We start from the raw sequence: 20468 nt of genomic DNA, 5'->3' as shown, positions 1-20468 counted from the left end.
TTTTAAATTAGGATATCTTTTTCCAGATAAACGATATGAATAAAGAGTCCAGCTAATGATAAAACCTCTATGAATACAGTATATTTCACGTTATTATTTCTCAAACGGCGTATACATGCTTTTCTTCCCCTGATTATCAATAAAAGCCGACTTTGCTTTTATTTTCGTTTTTTCTACTTCCATGTCTTCATTTGAGAAGTTCACAATGATTTTAATATTTTTTCCATAAGAAACAGATTGTACTAGCTTATCTTCTGACAAATACGCAAAATTCGTCATCTCTTCTTTTACTGCTTTTTCATGAACTTCATTCCAAACTTTTAGATGCTCTGTAATTTCTTTTTTATGTTTATTCCACTCTACTTCATCTAAATGGTACAACGGAGGAACATTATACAATAATTCAGACAGCATTCGATTTCCAACTTCATCTTTTACCTTTAAACTTCCCCATTCCCAATGATGCGTTGTAATAACGGAATCATTGTATACTAATTTATATAATGGTACTGAATATACTGGGTTTAAATATACTTGTTTATATTCTTCTTTCAATGGTACTTGTTTTGCATATTTTTCAGGCACATTTTGATTTGGTGACCAATATCCACCGACATAATACGGACTTGTTTTATTTTTCCGCATATCTTCATCGTCCCATTTAATAACAGGTGTTTCAATTCCGTGTGCAAATGCAATCGTACTACTAGCAAAATCATTTCCACCTTCAGAACCAACGACCATACCCTTTTCTTGCGCAATGTAGTCCATTCGTTTTAAACGTGCTTTTAAATCTTGCTCTTGTGTCGTTATATGTTTCGCTGAATAGTCATCGTAAATTTCACCTGTCGCATCACAATCAATAAACCATGAATTATATTTAGGACCATTTTGTAATATATCATTCATGCGTTCCTTTACACTAGGCAGCGATAAAGTCGGGTTTAACTTGCGACCTCTGCCTAAAAAGCCTTGCACCTTTTCTCCGTTTTTCTTCGTTACAGTAGCCTCTTCATATAATGATGGGTCATTAAAGGATGCTGTGTTCCAATTTTTATCACTTTTTTCGTGAATGGAATGATATGAATCATACGGACCGACTAAATACCCCATTTCCTTCGCTTTTGTCACGAAATTAGGTTGCATAAATCCTTGTTCCCAGTTCGGCAGACCAATCCACGCTTTTTCTATTCCTACCTCTTTCATTTCCTTTAGTATGTCCGTTCCATCTGCATTACCCCATTTACTTACCTCTTCAACCGCATCACCAAGTAACGACTTTAATAAATGCTTATTTAAGCTATACAATTCTGTGTTCGTTAAGTAACCTACACCTTTCTTTAATAGCACACTAGCTTCCTGATCAACGTTTTGAAAAATATCCTCTTTATAAAATTCCTTCATGGATAATACTTCGTTTATATAACGTAAAATAACATTTTTTTGATACTTATCAATGAAATCTTGTTTACTTACTTGATCTAATACATTCAGTTCCCCAGGCTCTGAACTATTCTTTTGAATAAGTTCTTTTATATGACTAAACAGCGGGCTATTTATTTGCTCCCTTAGTTTTGGCCAATTTATATTATTTTCTGATAGACCATTTTGATTCCAAAAATAAAAATGCGCCGCTCCATATAACTTTTCGATTTCTTTATTTTTTCTAGCCTTTTCTTGTAATGTTTTAAATTCACCTTTTCGAACAATATCATCCTTATACAGTTTAGCAATGCTTACCGCATCATTATTTGTCACATATAATTGAAATCCATATGTTTTATTTTTATTTATGCTCGGAAATTCATGTGTAAAATCAAATCCTATTTTCGGATCCGAATGAAACTTCAATTCATTATTAAACATATTGTTTGCAATATATACAATTGAATATTTCGAACCATTTAATGCGAAAAACTTCATAGAAAATGATTCAGCAAATGAATATGCATCATCCTTTAAAAACTTCTTCCAATTCTCATCATTGCTCGGAATTTGCTTACCCTCCCATAACGGAAGTGTATAATTTTCAGCTTCTACTTTCGGCCATGTAAAGCTTTCTGCACCAGTCGATTCCACTTCAATGTTTAAGTGGTCTTTTTTCTTTTCTAATTTTATTTTTACTTTTTGATCTGGATATTCCCACGATGTACGATCCTTTTCTTTTTTTACATTCGATACCTTCATTTTCGGTAGGGGTCGTGATGCCTGTTCCTTTACCCCCTCATGTTCTACAGTTAATGTGAATGTTTCTGGATTTACATCATAAGTAAAATCTTTATACGTCGATTTCTTTATTTTAGACTCTTGTACAGCATTACTACCTTTTACGTCACAACCGACTAAAGTCGAAAATGGCATAGTTGTTAGAAGACATATCGCTATCATTTTTTTCATCCTCTGCACCTCCACCAATGAATATACAGGTGGTTTGTTACAGGAATGTGGCAAAAAATAATAGAGCTAGCATTTTGCTAGCTCTATTTGGATTATTAAAAGTTGATATGAACAACTATAACTTGCTTAGAAGATATGTAATACAGTAACTGCATTTTTTCTCAACAATTATGAAACTAAACAAATCAAAATTTTAACAAGCATTCTTTAACTGAAAAAATAAGTGTATACAATGTATCCTAAAAGTAGTACTAAAATGATTATCCCTGTACCTTTCCAATTCATACCGCCTGCTATATCAACTGGACTACCTGTTTCCGCTCTATTGAGTCCGTCATGTAAAGAACCCGTAGGATTACTTTTTAATTCACTTTGTCTCATACGCTCTCTTTTTTCTTCTGGTGACTCTTTATTCATTTAATCACCTCCAAAATGAATGCACTCTTTACTTACATTATTCAAAATCAACATTTGTTTTATATTTTTTTCCGAAAAAACCCAATTTAAAATAGGTTTGCAACGTAAAGAAAGCTAGCCATGCCAGCTTTCTTTACGATCCAATATGCTCTTCCTTATTTACAATAATACCTTTATGGTCGATTTCAAGCTCACATACTTTCATATCTGTAAATACTCTCGCTAATTGCTCAGCGATTTCTTGACGTTTCTCATATGGCGTTAATATAAAAATAGATGGTCCCGCACCGCTAAGTGCTGTACCGTACGCACCAAATTCTTTTGCGCATTTACGAATAGATGGTAATAACGGTACGAGTTCTAAACGATATGGCTCGTGAAAATGGTCTCTCTCCATCATTTCACCTACAACTTCCCACCGCTTTTGACATAATGCAGCTACTAATACGTTACTTATCGCACTAGCTTTAACTGCCTCATGAAACGGAAACATCTTTGGTAATACAGATCGACTTTCATCTGTATTTAATTCTTCATTCGGAATAAGAGAAATTACCCCTAACTCCTTGCTCTCAATTCTTACGACGGAAATATCCTTTCCATCAAGTGCTCCGATTACAGTTCCACCTAATATAGAAGCAGCAACATTATCAGGATGTCCTTCAAAATTTGTAGCAATTTGAACTTTTTGATCAGCAGTTAAGTTCAAATTGCCTAGTTGATTCGCAAGTTCTATCCCAGCTACAATCGCTGATGCACTACTTCCTAGCCCTCTTGTTAATGGGATATTACTAGTAACTTCTATTATATGGGGTGATATAGAAGGACAGACTTTACATGCCGTGCTAACGATTAAATTTTTATCGTCTGTCGGAATTGATTCTTCAAAGGAATGGATTACTTGCCATTTATCAGCTTTTTCTTTAACCACCACATCTAAATACAATGACAAAGCTATTCCAACTGAATCAAATCCAGGACCAACATTTGCCGTACTAGCAGGGACACGAACACTTAATGGTATCACGACATAATCACCCCTTTAATATGATCTTTAATCTGTTCTATATCATTTGACAAACTTGCGATGTCTAGTTGATTTGAAGAAATAGCGATATCAGGATCCTTCAAACCATTTCCAGTTACTACTGCAACAACTGTTTCTCCCTTTTTGATTTTTCCAGATTTAACATGTTTAATTACGCCAGCTAATGAAGCATTTGATCCTGGTTCAGCGAAAACTCCTTCAGTTTTTGCTAATAACCTATACGCATGTAAAATTTCTTCATCTGATACCATATCTATTTCACCACAAGACTGCTCGGCAGCCTCTACTGCATACGACCAACTTGCTGGGTTACCGATGCGAATCGCTGTTGCAATTGTTTCAGGTTCTTCAATTACATGCCCTTTTACAATTGCAGCTGCTCCTTCTGCTTCAAAACCATGAATTCTTGGCTTCTTATAACCTTTTTCTTTCTCATATTCACAGAAACCTTTCCAATATGCTGTAATATTCCCTGCGTTCCCAACAGGGATAGCTAGAACATCTGGTGCATTTTGCAATTGGTCACAAATTTCAAATGCTGCCGTTTTTTGTCCTTCAATTCGATAAGGATTCACTGAATTTACTAATGTAATCGGCTCTTCTGCAGCAATATTTCTTACAGCCTTAAGTGCATCATCGAAATTCCCTTCTATTGAAATAATTTCAGCTCCATAAGCGACCGCTTGCGCTAATTTTCCATGCGCAATCTTTCCTTCAGGGATTACGATTATACATTTCATCCCAAGACGTGCCGCATATGCTGCAGCTGATGCTGATGTATTACCTGTTGATGCACAAATGATTGCTTCTGAACCTTCTTCTTTCGCCTTAGCAACTGCCATCACCATACCACGATCTTTAAAAGAACCTGTCGGATTCGCTCCTTCGTACTTACCATATAGCTGAATCCCTAATTGCTTTGATATATTTAATAACGGAATAAGAGGTGTATTTCCTTCCATTAAACTGACATCAGGTGTGTTTTCATTCACCGGTAAATAAGAAGCATATTGTTTCAATAGTCCTTTATACATATTGTTTTTCCTCCTCAATAATGTAGTAACTGTTTATTTCACTTGCGACAGCTTCTATCGCTCCTAAAACTCGTTCGAATTGATACTTGGAAGTTCGATGTGTCACAACAACAACTTCTGCCAGTTCACGGTTTAAAGGTAATTGAATAACTTCTTTTAAACTTACAGAGTAATTAACGAAACATTCTGTTATTTTTTGTAACATCCCAGGCTCATCTCGTAATGAAATACGCAAGAAATATTTCGAAACTACTTCTTCATCACCTTGTAATTCATAAGGAACTGGTTCTTTTAACGCACTTTTATTTTTCGGCACTTGATTCATATTTTTAACGATGGAAATAATATCACTTACTACAGCAGAACCAGTTGGCAACTTTCCAGCTCCAGGTCCGTAAAACATTACTTCTCCTACCGCTTGACCGTGAACATATACTGCATTAAATTCATTATTCACATTTGATAATGGATGCTGGCTCGGTAAAAGCGTCGGTTCTACACTTAAATGAATGGCTGATCCTTGTTTTTCTGCTTTCCCAATTAACTTCATAGTAAATCCTAACTTTTCAGCCATTTGTAAATCTTCTTTTTCGACCTTTCGAATCCCTCTTACTTGCACATCATCTAATGAAACATTCATCGAAAAACCTAAGTTTGCAAGAATTGCTACCTTTCTCGCCGCATCTAGTCCATCTACATCTGCTGTCGGATCCGATTCTGCAAAACCTAATTTTTGCGCTTCCTGTAAAGCCTCTTCATAAGACCATCCATTTTGACTCATTTTTGTTAACATATAATTTGTTGTACCATTTACAATTCCCATTATTTTTTCAATTTGATCTGATGCTAGCCCGTCAGTTAGTCCTCTTAACACTGGAATACCGCCTGCTACGCTCGCTTCATAACATAAATCACAATCATTATCGTTCGCCAGTTGAAGAAGCTCTGCACCGTATACAGCCATTAAATCTTTATTTGCTGTCACGACATGTTTCTTATTTCGTAAAGCCTTAACAATATGCTGCTTCGCTTCTTCAATTCCGCCCATTACCTCTACTACAATATCAATATTCGAATCATTTAGAACTTCATCTGCATGACTTGTTACTGCAATCCCGTCAATACAAACATCGCGTTCTTTTTCCAAATCACGTACAACGACTGTTTTCACTTTCACTTCGTATCCTGTATCAAGAGCGATTTTTTTATAATGTTCTTTCAAAATATGAACAACACCACTTCCGACCGTACCTAAACCTAATACTCCAACATTTATAACGTTATTCATCTTCTAATCTCCTCCTAAAAGTTTAATTGTTACACCTATAAATCACCTTATTCTGCTTTTTTGTCATGCAGGTGGTGGTTATTTCCGTACTTATAAATCGTTTCATGTTACCGCACCTCCCTTCCAAGTAATAAAAAAAACACACCCATCCCTAGGAAAGGGACGAATGTGTTTTCGTGGTTCCACCCTTGTTCCAATCTAGACGTATTTCTCCCTAGATTGCTCAAGTTCAGATAACGGCTGATACCGTCAATAATTACTAGATTACTCGTTCACTATTGAAGTTCAAAGGTGGTAAAATCATTTCTCGTGTTAGGAAGCTCACACCCTTGGCTTCCCTCTCTGTAAACCGTAAAAATGATTTCTTGTCCTTATCGTTACTTTTTCGTTCATGTTTATTTGTTAACTCATTATACTCGCATAAAAAACAAAATCAATACTATTTTTTAATTATTTTAAATTTTCAATCTCTAAATCCGTAAAAAAACACACTCATCCCTAGGAAAGGGACGAATGTGTTTTCGTGGTTCCACCCTTGTTCCAATCTAGACGTATTTCTCCCTAGATTGCTCAAGTTCAGATAACGGCTGATACCGTCAATAATTACTAGATTACTCGTTCACTATTGAAGTTCAAAGGTGGTAAAACCATTTCTCGTGTTAGGAAGCTCACACCCTTGACTTCCCTCTCTGTAAACCGTAAAAATGATTTCGTGTCCTTATCATTACTTTTTCGTTCATGTCTATTTGTTAACTTATTATAGTTATCAACTTTTTAAAAAGCAAGCCTATTTTTACTAACTATTTTCAAAATAATTTTTTATTATATTTCACAATAGCATTATGCAACTGTCACTCAATTTACCTATTTTGTCATTTCTCCAGTTTATAAATCAACGGTTCATATATAAAGTGAAACTTTAATCAGTGGGGATTTTGTTTATCCCCACTGATTATTAGCCTTCACCAATCGGGCTTTTACGGGCAGTTGATCCCCACCTGACTTCTTTGTTTTCGCTGAATTTTGAGGTAGGGGTCTTACCGCCCGTTAATGCGGGATAAATCCCCCATTCTAAAACCCGTACACATCCGCTCTACAAAGCTATATTAATAAAATTTTCAATACAATCTTTTTGTATAACTTTCTTCTAAAGAACGTGCAACATCTTCTTCTGAAGTATTCACTTTCGCATGCTCCAGCAACATTTTTGCTGCTGAAGGTAACTCTTTTTTATTTAACCAAGATTCTGATTCCCACATCTTAGAACGAATAAACGCTTTTGCACAATGAATGTAACACTCTTCTATTTCAACAACAATTCCAAGTAACGGATTGCGTCCATTCGCCTGCATTTCTTTCAAAATTTCTTCGTCGTTTGTAATATACGCTCGGCCATTTATTCTGAGTGTCTCCCCAAGACCTGGAATAAAAAAGATTAGTCCTACACGTGGATTTGAAATAATATTCAAAATGGAGTCTATACGACGATTTCCTGGTCTTTCTGGAATGATAATTTTATTATTATTGAGTACGTATACAAATCCAGGTGCGTCTCCTCTCGGCGAGGCGTCACACTCCCCCAACTTATTTGCAGTAGATAATACTAGAAAAGGAGATTTAGAAAGGAAATCTACACAATGGTGGTCTAATGATGAAATAACTTTTTTCAATGCTCGCTCACTTGGCTGCCCCAATATTTTTCGTAACTCTTCCTCTGTTGAAATAATCGATTTTATTTCCATACGCTCTATCTTCACTTATAATCGCCCCTTTTTCTTTATTTTCCCAAAATTCAATACGAATATTGTATAATAAAATTTGCAGAAAGGGGAATTAAAATGACAGAGTGGTTAACAATATTTGATTCTGAAAGAAATACACTTGGGAAGAAATTACGCGATGAAGTGCATCGTGACGGTGATTGGCACGAAACATTTCACTGTTGGTTTGTAGAAAAAGATGCTAAAGATATATTCTTATATTTCCAGTTACGCTCTAAAAATAAAAAAGAAGCTCCATGTATATGGGATATTACTTCAGCTGGACATATTATGCATGATGAAGATGTACAAATTGGTGGTCTTCGTGAAATTGAGGAAGAATTAGGGCTTTCCTTTCAAACTAATGATTTAACATACAAGGGAATCTTTAAAATAGATTATGAAATTTCAAATCTTACTGATCGCGAGTTTTGTCATATGTATTTTCACAACGTCATCAATCCACTTCCATTCGCACCAGGTGAAGAAGTAGACGATGTGATGAAAGTACATGCAACTTCTTTTCTACAACTATTAAAAGGAGAGATTTCATCTTTAACGACTATTTCAGTCTTAAACAATACACCGATTACGATAACATTTGAAGATATTTATCCGTATGATCTTGCATACTATGAATTTGTTATAGAGCAAGGAAAAGAATTATTAAAAAATAATAGTTTATAAATAAAATAGGACTCCTAGCATAATATTGCGTAGAGTCCTATTTTTTATTATTGTTCAAGGATTTTTAATCTACTCTCTACTTGTATAAATAAACGAATCATTAATAACAGCATAACCACTATAATCACTATTATTGTATGTGGATATCTAAACAGTATACTAATAACACTTCCAATTAACATCATGATAAATCCGTTTTGCTTCATCACTTCTGCACTATACCTGTTACCCGCATCCCATAATTCCTTATTTTTCATAGATCGTTTCGTACGATAACCATATGCCGCATTAATATCGGTCGGTGGATTTTTTTGAAGAATAATTGCCGCAAGTATAAAAATAATACCAATCAATATGCTTATTCCTATGTTTACTAGTGCATCAATCAATTATATCCCCCCCTAACTTACACTTCCATTATACGACACAACCCTTATTTTTCCAATTTATAACACATTCACTTTCTTTCTTTTGATGTCTGGAACATACTTGGAAGTGTTACAAAACGTGCCCCTTTCGTTTTTAACTGCGGAATGATTTTGTCTAGTGCATCAACAGATCCTTGTAAATGCCCACCTGGAGTAGAATGCTGCAGTATGACACTACCTGGAAATGAATTCCCTAACACATTATTTGTAATCGTATCGGCACTTACACCTTTCCAATCAACTGTATCAACACTCCACTGTACAATCATAAAATTTTGCTCAGTTGCCCAATTCAATTGATTTTCAAGTATTTCACCATACGGTGGACGTATAAATTTAGGGGCATAGCCGGCTAAACGTTTTAATATTTCTTCCGTTTTTATAATTTGATTACGGTACTCAGCGTCATTTACTTTCGCTAAATTCGGATGACTGTACGTATGATTACCAATTACATGCCCTTCATTTGCAATACGCTTTACTACATTCGGAAATTTTTCTGCGTTTTCACCAAGTAAGAAAAAAGTAGCTTTTACATTATGTTGTTTTAACTTATCTAATATTTTTGGCGTGAATTCTGAATCTGGTCCATCATCAAATGTAAGAGCTACTTCCGCTTTATTATACGGTCCTGAAAATGCGTACGCATATTTTTCAACCCATGTAAATGGTGTCCACGATCCACGATCATCTGCTTTCATTTGTACTTCATAGCTTTGAGGGATATATGCGTATGGCAATGCGCTTATATAATCTCCATAATAAAATGAGTTATATGGCATATAAGCATACGAAACATCTCGTTCTAGTCCCCATTGATATGGAGCAAACATTTCTGGCGAATAAAAATAATACATGATAAAAAACCTCCCTAAATTTTCATATGTGATTCATCTGCACTTTGTTAGAGAAATTGTTATTCATAAACAAAAATAAGACTGTCCTTAATTAGGAAAGCCTTACTACTTTATATTATTAATAAATTGATGTACTATCTTTTGGCAAAGCTTTCACATGTTTTAAATAGTTCGTCACTTTATCATCCTCATCTTGCGGATATTGATATTCATATGTGTTAGCGATTTCGTTCGCCACTTCCCTAAATAAATCACCCATAACAAAGAATGACTCCCATATATTTTCATATTCTGCATTAGAAAATGTCCTTTTAAATTGCTCCCACATATCTTCTTCAATATATTGCTCGAAATACTTTCCAAGCTTCCCTGTATTAACTGTAAAGTCTGTTTTCATACCAATATGCCATTCTAGCATTACGATGAACATATCTCGCACTGGTCCTTCAAGCATTCCTTTTGCATAAGAAAGTTCCTCTCGCCATAACCCTTTTGCGATATTCGTACTACACCACCAAAATTCATTACAACAATCTAAAAACTCTTTTTCTGTAGGCTTTTTTATTAAGTAATCCTTATCGCTTGCTGGCGGGAATTCTTCCAGACAATTATCTTTATCAAGAAGCAGTTTACTTAAACTATCTTGTCCAACGAACTTTTTTATTAACTCAACTGGAACTAGCGTTAAATCAATCCGATTCCCATCCATGAACTGCATTAAATACGGAAACTTCCCGTCTTCATCTGGTTGAACTAACGACATTTCTTCTGGCATTTGTACTATCATTATTTCTCCAAATCTATGAACCCAATTATGATTAGACGTAAAAGATTGTATATCATTTACAACATACATAATATCATAGTCTTGAAAACAATCTCTTTTCACATTTGGATTTACACGCGATCCATTCATGATAACTGCTCGAATTCTTTCATCCTCTTTTGCTATATTTATAATTACGTCTAACATTTCTTTTTCAGTTCTCATCTACTTATATCCTCCAATTTTTTAATATATAATATAGTGTTATGTATACTGGAGGTCCACGAGCTAATCTCGTTATACACGATACATGTTATAATTTTTGAAACTTCTTTTTCATCCCTTTTTCATCCCTTTTTCCTCCTTACATCACTCTTTTACAACTGCCATCCCTTTCAATTTCCCAATGCTTTCTACCATTTACTTTTAATTATACCGAAAATTCTGTCTCGAATACAAAAAATAAAGAAGGGATATCTCCCCCTTACAGAATAGATATCCCTTCTTTTAAAGCTAAATTTAATTCCTATGGATTAGTAGACCAAAGCCCAGCAGATTTAATAAATGTACGTTTATTTAATTTCAGCTGCGCTACGATAAATTCTGCAATATCTTCTGCTTGCATTACTTTATCAGGGTTTCCATCAGTTAATCCTAAATCTACAGCCATATCAGTTGCTACTGTACTTGGAGTTAAAGCTGTTACACGAATGTTATGTTTGCGAACTTCCATCGCTAACGATTCTGTTAAGCCAAGGACACCAAATTTAGAAGCACTATATGCACTTGTTACAGGTGCGCCTTTTTGTCCTGCTGTAGATGAAATGTTAATGATATCACCAGATTGTTGTTCAATCATGCTCGGTAAAGCTGCACGAGTTGCATAGTATACACCCATTAAGTTTACTTGAATGATTTTTTCCCAATCAGCAACATCTAGTTCTAAAAACTTACCGAATTTAGAAATACCAGCGTTATTAATTAAAATATCGATAGATCCTAAACCATTTTTTAACGTTTCAATCGCAGTTGTTACTTCTTCGTATGAAGAAACATCAGCAGTTGCAATAACAGCTTTTACACCTTCTGCTTCTACTTCTTTCGCTACAGCTTTTAAGTTTTCTTCTGAACGAGCTAATAAGCCTACATTTACGCCTTCTTTCGCTAATGCGATTGCTACAGCGCGACCAATCCCTCTACCTGCTCCTGTAATTAAAGCATTTTTACCTTGTAATAATTCTGCCAAGTATAACACTCCTTAATCATCTCAGTTATGTATTATATTAAAATTGTATCTATGTTTATGTAAAAAGGCAATGATGCACTTTCATGTGCGTAGGTTACTTGTAGGTAACTATAGAAAGGTTTTATTTATAAGTTTCATTTTTTTACCATTATTCATGTAAAATAAAAACAAATCCAGCATAGGAGAGTGTATGAGTATGAAAAGAAAAAAATGGTTCTTGTTACTAACTGCAGTCGGACTATGTATCATATTGTTTGCACTGTACTTTATATTTGGTAACCCACTAAATTATAAAGTAATAGAAAAAGATACTAGCCATTATCTCCATATTAAAAAAGGTTATAAGCAAGAAGAAATACAAAACATAACCGGAAAATATACTCCCCTTTATAATATTGGCTATTATGCAACAGTAGTATATAAAGACGAACCATATTTCACCTACTCTTATACATACGATGATAATAAAAAAATAATACAAGACAACGGTATTTTAGGAAGACATACTGAGTCATTTGAACATCTTAATTTAAACTGGTCGTTGTTTGACCAGTTAGTAGATGGTATTCATACAAACTTGCAAGGAATAGGTTTAAGAGAAAAGAAAGATTATTCTATACGACACGTTCAATTCATTGATATAGATGACGATAAAAACGGTGTGGAAGCATACGTTGACTTTAAGAAAGATAAAGAATCCGATTACTCATATCGTATGAATAGCGAAGGAAAAGCTTATCAATATAATTGCAGTAACGGTAAATGCATTTTTAAAGAGAAATAGTGTTAGAAGGTTCTCCTTCTAACACTATTTCTCTTCATGATTTGGCATACGCACAATAAATTCAGTACCTTTTCCTTCCTCACTCTCAACTTTTATTTCCACATGATGAAGGTCGAGTACTTTCTTTACAATAGCTAAACCTAAGCCACTTCCTCCATAGGCACGATTTCGTGAAGAATCCGCTTTATAAAAACGCTCAAAAATATGTTGTTTCTGTTCTTCTGATATACCAATTCCTGAATCACGGATACGCACTTCCACTACTGTCTCATGTTCCTTTAACTGAATAGTAATCGTACCACCGCTTGGAGTAAATTTAATACTATTATGAATTAAATTAATCCACACTTGACTCATACTTTCTTGGTCAGCAATAACATATACTTTTTCTAAATCTAGTTCTAACTCAATTTCTTTTTCAGCCCAGAGTGGTTCACTATTTAACACAATTTGCTTTAATTGTTGATCTAATCGATAGCTCACTCTTTCTGGTGTATACTCTTCTGATTCTAAAAGAGTTAGCTTTAGTAAATTTTGACTTAGTTTAGATAATCTCGTTGTTTCAGTTTCAATAATGGTCAGATAATGCTTTCTTTTTTCCTCAGAAAGATTATCGTCTTGTAGTGCTCTAGCAAATCCTTTTATAGAAGTTAACGGTGACTGTATTTCATGAGAAACATTCGATACAAACTCTTGTCTCATTTTCTCCATCGTATTCAGTTCATCTGTCATATCATTTATACTTTTTACGAGCACGCCAATTTCACCATCATACTTTTCTTCATTTCTTATTTTTACGGAGAAGTCTCCTTTTGCAATTTTTTGTATCGGTTCAATAATAGTCCAAATCATCGCCTCTCGTTTTGGTCTCATTAATATTCCAATCAATGTCCAAATAAGAATAATAAAGACAAAACCGACCATATCACTAATTAGAAAGGCAACAAACGGCGATACGTTTACGTCAAAAGCATTCAATAAACTAGTTGCTACATAAAATGCGATAGACCAAATGACAGTAAGAAAAGAAAAGAGCGCTAATACCGCTCCAAATACTTTCAGCATCTTCAACTTACTCATTCGTTTTCTTTTTCTCATTTACTTACCTCTAAGCGATACCCTAATCCTCTTATTGTTTTAATACTAAATTTCGACTGCTCTTCTTGAAACTTCTCACGTAATCGATTAATATGAACGTCTAGTGTACGTTCATTCCCTTCAAAATCATATCCCCATATTTCTTCAATTAATTGCTCTCTCGAACAAGTTCTTCCCGATTTAGACCCTAAAGTAAAGAGCAGCTCAAATTCTTTTAACGGTAACGTAACCGTTTGTTCTCCACATGTAACTTCGAATGTTTTACGATTTAATAATACATTTCCAACTTGAATCGATTGCGAAACTGTAATTTGGTAACGTTTCAATAATGCTTTTACTCTCACTACTAGTTCTATAGGATCAAATGGTTTTACAAGATAATCATCTGTCCCAAGGTGAAATCCTTTTACTTTTTGTGATGTTTCTCCTTTGGCAGTTAGCATCAGAACCGGGATATCATAGTATTTTCTTAATTCAAAACATACATCAAATCCATCCATATTTGGCATCATGATATCAAGAATAACCATATCGACTTTTACGTCATCCATTTTCTGAAGTGCATCTACTCCATCAATTGCCTCATATGTTTGAAAACCTTCTCGTTCTAAAAATACAGAAACGAGTTCTCTAATGTGTGGATCGTCGTCTACTATTAAAATTTTAGGTATCAAAGGAACCATTTCCTTTCTACTTAGCATCTAATATATTTTTTAAAAATGAATCATCAGTGGAGTAAAATCCCACTGATGATTCATTTTATAATGCACCCTCTTTAATTTTCAATTGCTGCGTTGCAAACTCACGATACATGTCATGTGTACGTAATAATTCATCATGCGTACCACTACCTGTAAGATTCCCTTTTTCAATAAAGATAATTTTATCTGCATCTACAACAGTAGAAAGTCTATGTGCAATCACTAATGTTGTTCTGCCTTTCATTAAGTTATTTAATGCTTTTTGAACGACAGACTCAGATTTACTATCTAAGCTTGAAGTTGCCTCATCGAGCATAAGAATTTGCGGATTTCGAAGTAACGCTCGGGCAATAGCAATTCGCTGTCTTTGTCCTCCAGAAAGCTTCACACCGCGTTCTCCAACTTCTGTTGCATAACCGTTTGGTAAGTCATGAATAAACGCATCAACATATGCCATTGCAGCTACTTTTTCAATTTCTTCATCCGTTACTTCGCCCTCGACACCATAACAAATATTATCACGAATCGTTCCATCAATTAACGGACTATCTTGTGATACGTAACCGATTTGACGTCGCCATGACTCTAATGAATAACTCGTAATTGATTCTTTTCCTAATTTAATGGCACCACTAGTTGGCTCATAAAAACGTTCCAGTAATGAGAATAACGTTGTTTTCCCACTACCACTTGGTCCTACAATTGCTGTCACTTTTCCAGATTCAATTGTGAAATCAATATTTTTCAAAACTTGCTCTTCTTCGTTATACTCAAAATGTACATTTTCAAGAACAATCGGTTGCTTAGCATTTGTCACTTTCACACCAGTTTCATGATCTTCTACTTCATATTCTAAAATCGTACTAATTCTTTCCGTTGCACCAATTGCCTTTTGGAATTGTGTAAAGAACATAGATAATTGACTCATCGGCATTACAATTTGAACTAAATACAAAATAAACGCTACAAGTTCACCGGTTGTTAATGCACCGCTAGAAACTCGCATCCCGCCATATCCTACGATAATAACAAGTAGTGCCATTAAAACAAACGACATAACTGGCGAAATTAATGCTTGCACTTTCCCTTCTTTCAAACCAAATTGTAATAACTTTTGTATACCTGTGTTACCCGTTTCATATTCTCTTTTTTCTGTATTTGAAGATTTCACTAAACGAATTTCTGATAACACTTGCGTTAACACACTTGTAAAAGATGCCGTTTCATCTTGAAGCGCTTTTGAAATCTTATACATTTTTCGTCCAAGTGGAACTAAAATTAATACAGACAACGGAATAACCGTTAAAAGTAACGCAGTCATTTTCCAATCTAAAACAAATAATACAATTAACGATCCAACAATTGAAATACCACCTGTTAATAAGTTTGACAAATGCTCAGAAATTAACGTTTTCACTACACCTGTATCATTCGTCATACGGCTAATTGTATCACCTGTTCTATTTTGATCGTAATAAGATACCGGCAAGATAAGTACCTTTTTCCACAAACGTTCTCTTAGTCCCGCTACAATCTTCTGCCCAATATAATTTAGTAAATATATAGACAACCCTGCCGCAATAGTTTGCATTACAAAGAAAGCAACTAATCCAACAATTTGTCCTGCACTAATTGAAGAAAGCGAAAAATTATCTACTAATCCTTTTGTAAGCATAGGAATAAATAAACTCGCTCCCGTAGAAAGCAAACTCATTAATAACGCAAAAACTAAAATTCCTTTCGGAGGATTTGTATCTTGAATAAGGCGTAAAAACTGCCTCCAACTCCCTTTTTTCTTCATTTCATTTCTAACTTCCATTCCTGTTCATCTCCTCGTGTTAAACCAAACTGTTCTTTCTAAAATTAGAATACGATACAAATGTAAACTGAATGTAAACACACTTTTTCTATTTTTACAAAATATACATAAAAACTCATCTTTACAACAGATATAAACATCTGATATTATTACCTGGTACTTAATATTATTCTATGTAAATGATAGATAAATAATTTACAACACGATATAAATCTCCAGTTAGTGAAAGGAGTATCCTTTTTGCAAAAAAATATACATTCTGAAAAGGAAACAATTATTTTTATTCATGGATTAGTTGGCAATCGTCGCGCCTTCAAAAAAGAGCAAAAACGATTTTCTGCCTCCTACAACATTATAACTTATGACTTATTAGGTCACGGTGATGATAAAGGAGAAGCAATCGACTTTTCATTACAGCGCCTCGTAGATCAATTATTAAACTTATATGAACAAGAAGGTATTAAAAAAGCACATATTTGTGCGCTAAGTTACGGCTGTTACATCTCTACAATTTTTGCACAAATGCATCCAGAAAAAGTATTAAGTATTTGTCATATTGGAGGACATTACAATAACCCTTCTCGTTTATATAATGTATTTCAAAATTTTTGGGAGAAGCGAGGAGATGAATACTCTAAATGGCTTTCTCAATACGCAAATACTATTTTTCCAAGCGGTATACTAAAAGCAAATCCGTTCGCAGTCATTTCAAGAAATATTTACTACCGTTTCGGATTACAATTACATTCATCCATAATTGCCCAGTCATTACGACATCGGTTAGAATTCGATTTAAAATCTAAATTAAAATCACTTCCTCACCCTATACTATGGGTAATGGGAGAGCATGATCATCTCTATAAATCTTGCCTATTTGATTTAAAATCTATTTTACCCAACGTTTTATATAAGGAAATACCTTTAGCAGGACATGCAGCGAACTTATTTCGTCCTAACTATTTCCATGACTTATATGATCAATTTTTAAATGGAAAGTTAAAATAAAAACTATTACACTTCCAATTTATTTAACTATAAAAAGGCTTCCCAAGTTTCCTTGGAAAGCCTTTTCTCTATACGAAAAGTATATAAAACTACTTTTTCTTAGTATGCTTTTGTGTAACCTAAAAGGTGCTTGCTCCAGTAAGAGTTGCTTACTGAACTAATACGTACGCCAGTTTCAGTTGTTTCAGCACTAATGAACTGTCCGTTTCCTAAGTAAACACCCATGTGAGAAGGTCCTGGTTTATAAGTGTTTTGGAAGTATACTAAATCACCTGGTTGTGGATTGCTAGTTTTTGTTTTAGAGCTCCAGTATCCAGCAACTGTTTGACGTTTGCCTTCATGACCAGTTTTATTTAATACGTAGTGAATGAATCCACTGCAGTCAAAACCAGCAGGTGTTGTACCAGAAGGTCTGTATGGTGAACCATTTAATGATCTAGCGAATCCAGCGATTGAAGATGTATTTCCACCTGTTGTTGGTTGTTGAACGTTATTTGTAACGTTGTTTACTCCACCTTTTACAAACTTAACGAAGTCTGCACTTACGTAACCTGTGCGGCCGTTATGGTTAATTTTGTACCAACCATTTTCAGCGCCAGTAACGTTTAATACTTTACCATTTGTTACTCCACCGATTACAGCGTTGTATGTAGCTGGGCCTGTACGTACTTTTAAAGCACCAGTGTTAACAACATAAGAACCACCAGTTTGAACCGTTGTAGTATTGTTGTTTGTAGTTGGTTGTTTTGTTTCGTTAGATACAGCAGAACCACCTTTTGTTACGAAGTCTTTGCTTACGTATCCAGTTCCACCATTGAAGTTGATTTTAAACCAATCTTGTACTTCACCTACAACTTGTACTGTTTTACCTTTGTTTACAGAACCTAATACTGTATGAGATGTACTTGGGCCTGTACGTACGTTAAGTGAAGAAACGTTTACTGTGTAAGTACCTGTTCCTTGTTGAACAGTCGTTCCTGTTTTGCCACCAGTCGTTACGAAGTCACCACTTACATAACCTGTTTGACCATTTACGTTTACTTTGAACCAACCATTTTCTTGTCCAACTACTTGTAGCACTTGGCCTGATTTCACTTTAGAAATAACGTTATGTCCTGTACCAGCACCTGAACGAACATTTAATACATCAGCAGTTACTGTGTATTTTAATTCAGAAGTTGTTTCTACAGTTTTTGTTTCAGTTACAGTCGTTTGAGTTTGAGTTTGAGTTTGTCCATTAATTTCTTTTAGCGCTTCATTTGAAACTTGTGCATGAGCAGAATCCATTCCTGGAACTGCAACGCCAGCTACAGAAGCTGCTGCTAAACCTGCAATTACTTTTTTCATAAGTTGTCTTTACTTCCTTTCCCTACTATCCTCTTAAAAAAAAACTTAAAACTTTAATACTTTACAATATTATCAAAGTAAAATATTCATCCAGTTCCATTTTTTAGCAAGAGTTTTATTTTTCACACGTAGTTCATTTTAAATGAACAAAGTGAAATCCGTGTGAACTTCATGTGAACTTTATCATTAAACATAGTGTTTTTGCAATGGTTTTTTCAAATTTCTTATATATCACATAAAAATTCGACATTCTATTTAATATTTTAATATAAAATATCCCTTTTCTATCTATTATAAAAAATTCTATTAACCTAATACAAACTCAAGTATGTATTTCCTTATAAAGCTCCTTACATAAAGTATACTTTCATCATGACAAAAATCACTCTATTTATCAATAGTATAATATTTTTAGAAAACTAAATTTCTATACTATCTACAATTTTGAAATAATTTGACGAATTGTAAGATTTATTTCACAAAAGCCATTTCTCCTTTAAAGAAAACACACACTATACCAACTGTTCTCTTTTTCCGATAATGGAATTTATAGGATGTTTATAGTATTATATACATATCTTAATAAAAAAGAATTTTAGCGAACTGATTAAAGTTTCATTTTATAAAATGAAACTTTAATCGGTAAGGGTTTTATACATCCTCCGCTAATTTTTAACCCTCACCACTCGGGCTGCCCGTTAATGCGGATTTTTATTGGAATAAAAAGAGGAGGCATATTTGTGAGAAATATAATAGATGATCCAATACAAAAAAATATAGAGCTATACTATGCTTTTATTCAATTCGTTTCAATGATAACATTACAAAAAGTATCAGCTATTGAAACACGTAAAAATGAATTAAAAAATCAGATGAAAAATGCCGGACAAAAAAACCCTTATTACGTATAAAAAAAGGTGAACAGGTTATATTCCTGTTCACCTTTTTAAATTATTTATAAATTTTCACACGGTCCTCTAGCGGTTGGAATTCTTTTTCACCAGCATGTACTACCGGTTTACCAAATGGCATTTGCGCAATAAGTTTCCAATTCTCTGGAACATCCCACTCTTTTCTCACTTCTTCATCAATCAGCGGATTGTAATGCTGTAACGTAGCACCAAACCCTTCAATTTCTAAAGCTGTCCAAATTGCAAATTGTAACATTCCTGATGATTGCTGAGACCAAGTTGGGAAATTATCTTTATATAATGCAAAGTTAGCTTGAAGGCTTTCCACTACTTCACTGTCTTCAAAATATAAAACCGTTCCATAACCACTTTTAAATGCATTCATTTTTTCTTCAGTAGGTGCAAAGCTATTTTCAGGTACAATTTTTCGTAACGTTTCTTTCGTAATATCCCATAATTTATCATGTTGTTCTCCTAATAAAACAACAACGCGAGCACTTTGAGAATTAAAAGCTGAAGGTGTATGTTTTACAGCATGATAAATCACTTCTTGAATTTTCTCATCAGAAACTACTTGCTCTTTACTAATTGCATAAATAGATCTTCTGTCTTCAATTGCTGAGTAAAAATCTTTTGCCATCATAATTCCCTCCAATTTTCAATTGAGGCTATTTCATATGTATATATCATATTACGCCCCCTCAAACTTATTATTAATAAGCTTATAACTTTATAATATCACAGCAACAAATAAACTCAAATGATAACACTTGTATTTAGAGCCTTTTTCCTTTTTAAAATGAAAATAAAAAGACTGTTTGTTGTTATCTAAAATTAGTAACAACAAACAGTCTTACTTATGTAGCGATCTAGAT

At 34.2% G+C, this 20468-nt stretch carries 19 protein-coding genes and 2 other annotated features; of the genes, 4 read left to right on the top strand and 15 right to left on the bottom strand.

Annotation, left to right across the window (positions count from 1 at the left end):
• Nucleotides 1–93 precede the first annotated feature (93 nt).
• From ACX9TM_RS10215 to ACX9TM_RS10190, 6 genes are all read right to left on the bottom strand, one after another.
• Complete coding sequence (locus ACX9TM_RS10215; RefSeq protein ID WP_063225452.1) at nt 94–2397, bottom strand: glycoside hydrolase; 2304 nt, start codon at nt 2395–2397, stop codon at nt 94–96.
• 207 nt (nt 2398–2604) lie between these two features.
• Nucleotides 2605–2814, bottom strand: coding sequence for a DUF6366 family protein (locus ACX9TM_RS10210; protein ID WP_001031479.1), 210 nt, complete (start codon nt 2812–2814; stop codon nt 2605–2607).
• Nucleotides 2815–2947: 133 nt separating this feature from the next.
• Nucleotides 2948–3841 (bottom strand): homoserine kinase, encoded by an 894-nt coding sequence (gene thrB / locus ACX9TM_RS10205; RefSeq protein ID WP_000612682.1) that lies wholly within the window; start codon nt 3839–3841, stop codon nt 2948–2950.
• Complete coding sequence (thrC, locus tag ACX9TM_RS10200) at nt 3838–4896, bottom strand: threonine synthase (RefSeq protein ID WP_065382400.1); 1059 nt, start codon at nt 4894–4896, stop codon at nt 3838–3840. The genes thrB and thrC overlap by 4 nt, the downstream gene beginning before the upstream one ends.
• Nucleotides 4889–6184, bottom strand: a complete 1296-nt coding sequence (locus ACX9TM_RS10195; protein WP_016124457.1) for a homoserine dehydrogenase — start codon at nt 6182–6184, stop codon at nt 4889–4891. Before ACX9TM_RS10195 ends, thrC begins: the two co-directional genes overlap by 8 nt.
• Before the next feature lie 155 nt (nt 6185–6339).
• Nucleotides 6340–6571: a binding site (T-box leader), on the bottom strand.
• Between the two features lie 115 nt (nt 6572–6686).
• Nucleotides 6687–6918: a binding site (T-box leader), on the bottom strand.
• Nucleotides 6919–7302: 384 nt separating this feature from the next.
• On the bottom strand, nt 7303–7941 hold the full coding sequence (locus ACX9TM_RS10190) for a pyridoxamine 5'-phosphate oxidase family protein (RefSeq protein WP_065223528.1): 639 nt from the start codon (nt 7939–7941) through the stop codon (nt 7303–7305).
• An 81-nt stretch (nt 7942–8022) separates the two neighbouring features.
• Between ACX9TM_RS10190 and ACX9TM_RS10185 the strand changes: the two genes are divergently transcribed.
• Nucleotides 8023–8631, top strand: coding sequence for an NUDIX hydrolase (locus ACX9TM_RS10185; RefSeq protein WP_000141376.1), 609 nt, complete (start codon nt 8023–8025; stop codon nt 8629–8631).
• A gap of 47 nt (nt 8632–8678) precedes the next feature.
• On the opposite strand, the gene ACX9TM_RS10180 is transcribed toward ACX9TM_RS10185, so the two are convergent.
• The 4 genes from ACX9TM_RS10180 to ACX9TM_RS10165 all read right to left on the bottom strand — a co-directional run bounded on the left by ACX9TM_RS10180 (nt 8679) and on the right by ACX9TM_RS10165 (nt 11928).
• Nucleotides 8679–9017, bottom strand: coding sequence for an SdpI family protein (locus ACX9TM_RS10180; protein ID WP_025687792.1), 339 nt, complete (start codon nt 9015–9017; stop codon nt 8679–8681).
• Between the two features lie 71 nt (nt 9018–9088).
• Nucleotides 9089–9916: a peptidoglycan-N-acetylglucosamine deacetylase gene (locus ACX9TM_RS10175; RefSeq protein WP_000291203.1), complete on the bottom strand. Its 828-nt coding sequence runs from the start codon at nt 9914–9916 to the stop codon at nt 9089–9091.
• A gap of 118 nt (nt 9917–10034) precedes the next feature.
• Complete coding sequence (locus ACX9TM_RS10170) at nt 10035–10907, bottom strand: aminoglycoside 6-adenylyltransferase (protein WP_065382416.1); 873 nt, start codon at nt 10905–10907, stop codon at nt 10035–10037.
• A 301-nt stretch (nt 10908–11208) separates the two neighbouring features.
• Nucleotides 11209–11928 carry a 3-ketoacyl-ACP reductase gene (locus tag ACX9TM_RS10165; RefSeq protein ID WP_000818985.1) on the bottom strand — a complete coding sequence of 240 codons (720 nt, stop codon included), beginning with the start codon at nt 11926–11928 and terminating at the stop codon, nt 11209–11211.
• A gap of 190 nt (nt 11929–12118) precedes the next feature.
• Here ACX9TM_RS10165 and ACX9TM_RS10160 point away from each other — a divergent pair, with 190 nt between their 5' ends.
• On the top strand, nt 12119–12712 hold the full coding sequence (locus tag ACX9TM_RS10160; protein WP_065382415.1) for a DUF3139 domain-containing protein: 594 nt from the start codon (nt 12119–12121) through the stop codon (nt 12710–12712).
• Nucleotides 12713–12736: 24 nt separating this feature from the next.
• Here ACX9TM_RS10160 and hitS read toward each other — a convergent pair whose 3' ends face one another.
• The 3 genes from hitS to ACX9TM_RS10145 all read right to left on the bottom strand — a co-directional run bounded on the left by hitS (nt 12737) and on the right by ACX9TM_RS10145 (nt 16330).
• The gene (hitS, locus tag ACX9TM_RS10155; protein WP_139256975.1) at nt 12737–13810 is read right to left on the bottom strand and encodes an envelope stress sensor histidine kinase HitS; all 1074 of its coding nucleotides are present in this window, start codon (nt 13808–13810) and stop codon (nt 12737–12739) included.
• Entirely contained in the window at nt 13807–14484 is a 678-nt protein-coding gene (hitR, locus tag ACX9TM_RS10150) for an envelope stress response regulator transcription factor HitR (protein ID WP_025710347.1), read from the bottom strand. The genes hitS and hitR overlap by 4 nt, the downstream gene beginning before the upstream one ends.
• A gap of 85 nt (nt 14485–14569) precedes the next feature.
• Complete coding sequence (locus ACX9TM_RS10145; RefSeq protein ID WP_065382156.1) at nt 14570–16330, bottom strand: ABC transporter ATP-binding protein; 1761 nt, start codon at nt 16328–16330, stop codon at nt 14570–14572.
• Nucleotides 16331–16570: 240 nt separating this feature from the next.
• Here ACX9TM_RS10145 and ACX9TM_RS10140 point away from each other — a divergent pair, with 240 nt between their 5' ends.
• Nucleotides 16571–17335 carry an alpha/beta fold hydrolase gene (locus ACX9TM_RS10140; protein ID WP_065382155.1) on the top strand — a complete coding sequence of 255 codons (765 nt, stop codon included), beginning with the start codon at nt 16571–16573 and terminating at the stop codon, nt 17333–17335.
• A 99-nt stretch (nt 17336–17434) separates the two neighbouring features.
• Here ACX9TM_RS10140 and entFM read toward each other — a convergent pair whose 3' ends face one another.
• Complete coding sequence (gene entFM, locus ACX9TM_RS10135) at nt 17435–18682, bottom strand: enterotoxin EntFM (protein ID WP_063219865.1); 1248 nt, start codon at nt 18680–18682, stop codon at nt 17435–17437.
• A gap of 740 nt (nt 18683–19422) precedes the next feature.
• Here entFM and ACX9TM_RS10130 point away from each other — a divergent pair.
• Complete coding sequence (locus ACX9TM_RS10130) at nt 19423–19593, top strand: hypothetical protein (protein WP_001244279.1); 171 nt, start codon at nt 19423–19425, stop codon at nt 19591–19593.
• 40 nt (nt 19594–19633) lie between these two features.
• On the opposite strand, the gene ACX9TM_RS10125 is transcribed toward ACX9TM_RS10130, so the two are convergent.
• Complete coding sequence (locus ACX9TM_RS10125; protein WP_171287435.1) at nt 19634–20236, bottom strand: nitroreductase family protein; 603 nt, start codon at nt 20234–20236, stop codon at nt 19634–19636.
• Nucleotides 20237–20468 lie beyond the last annotated feature (232 nt).

It is taken from the genome of Bacillus sp. LH1 (assembly GCF_057924895.1).
This window is presented reverse-complemented; position numbering and strand designations above follow the sequence as displayed.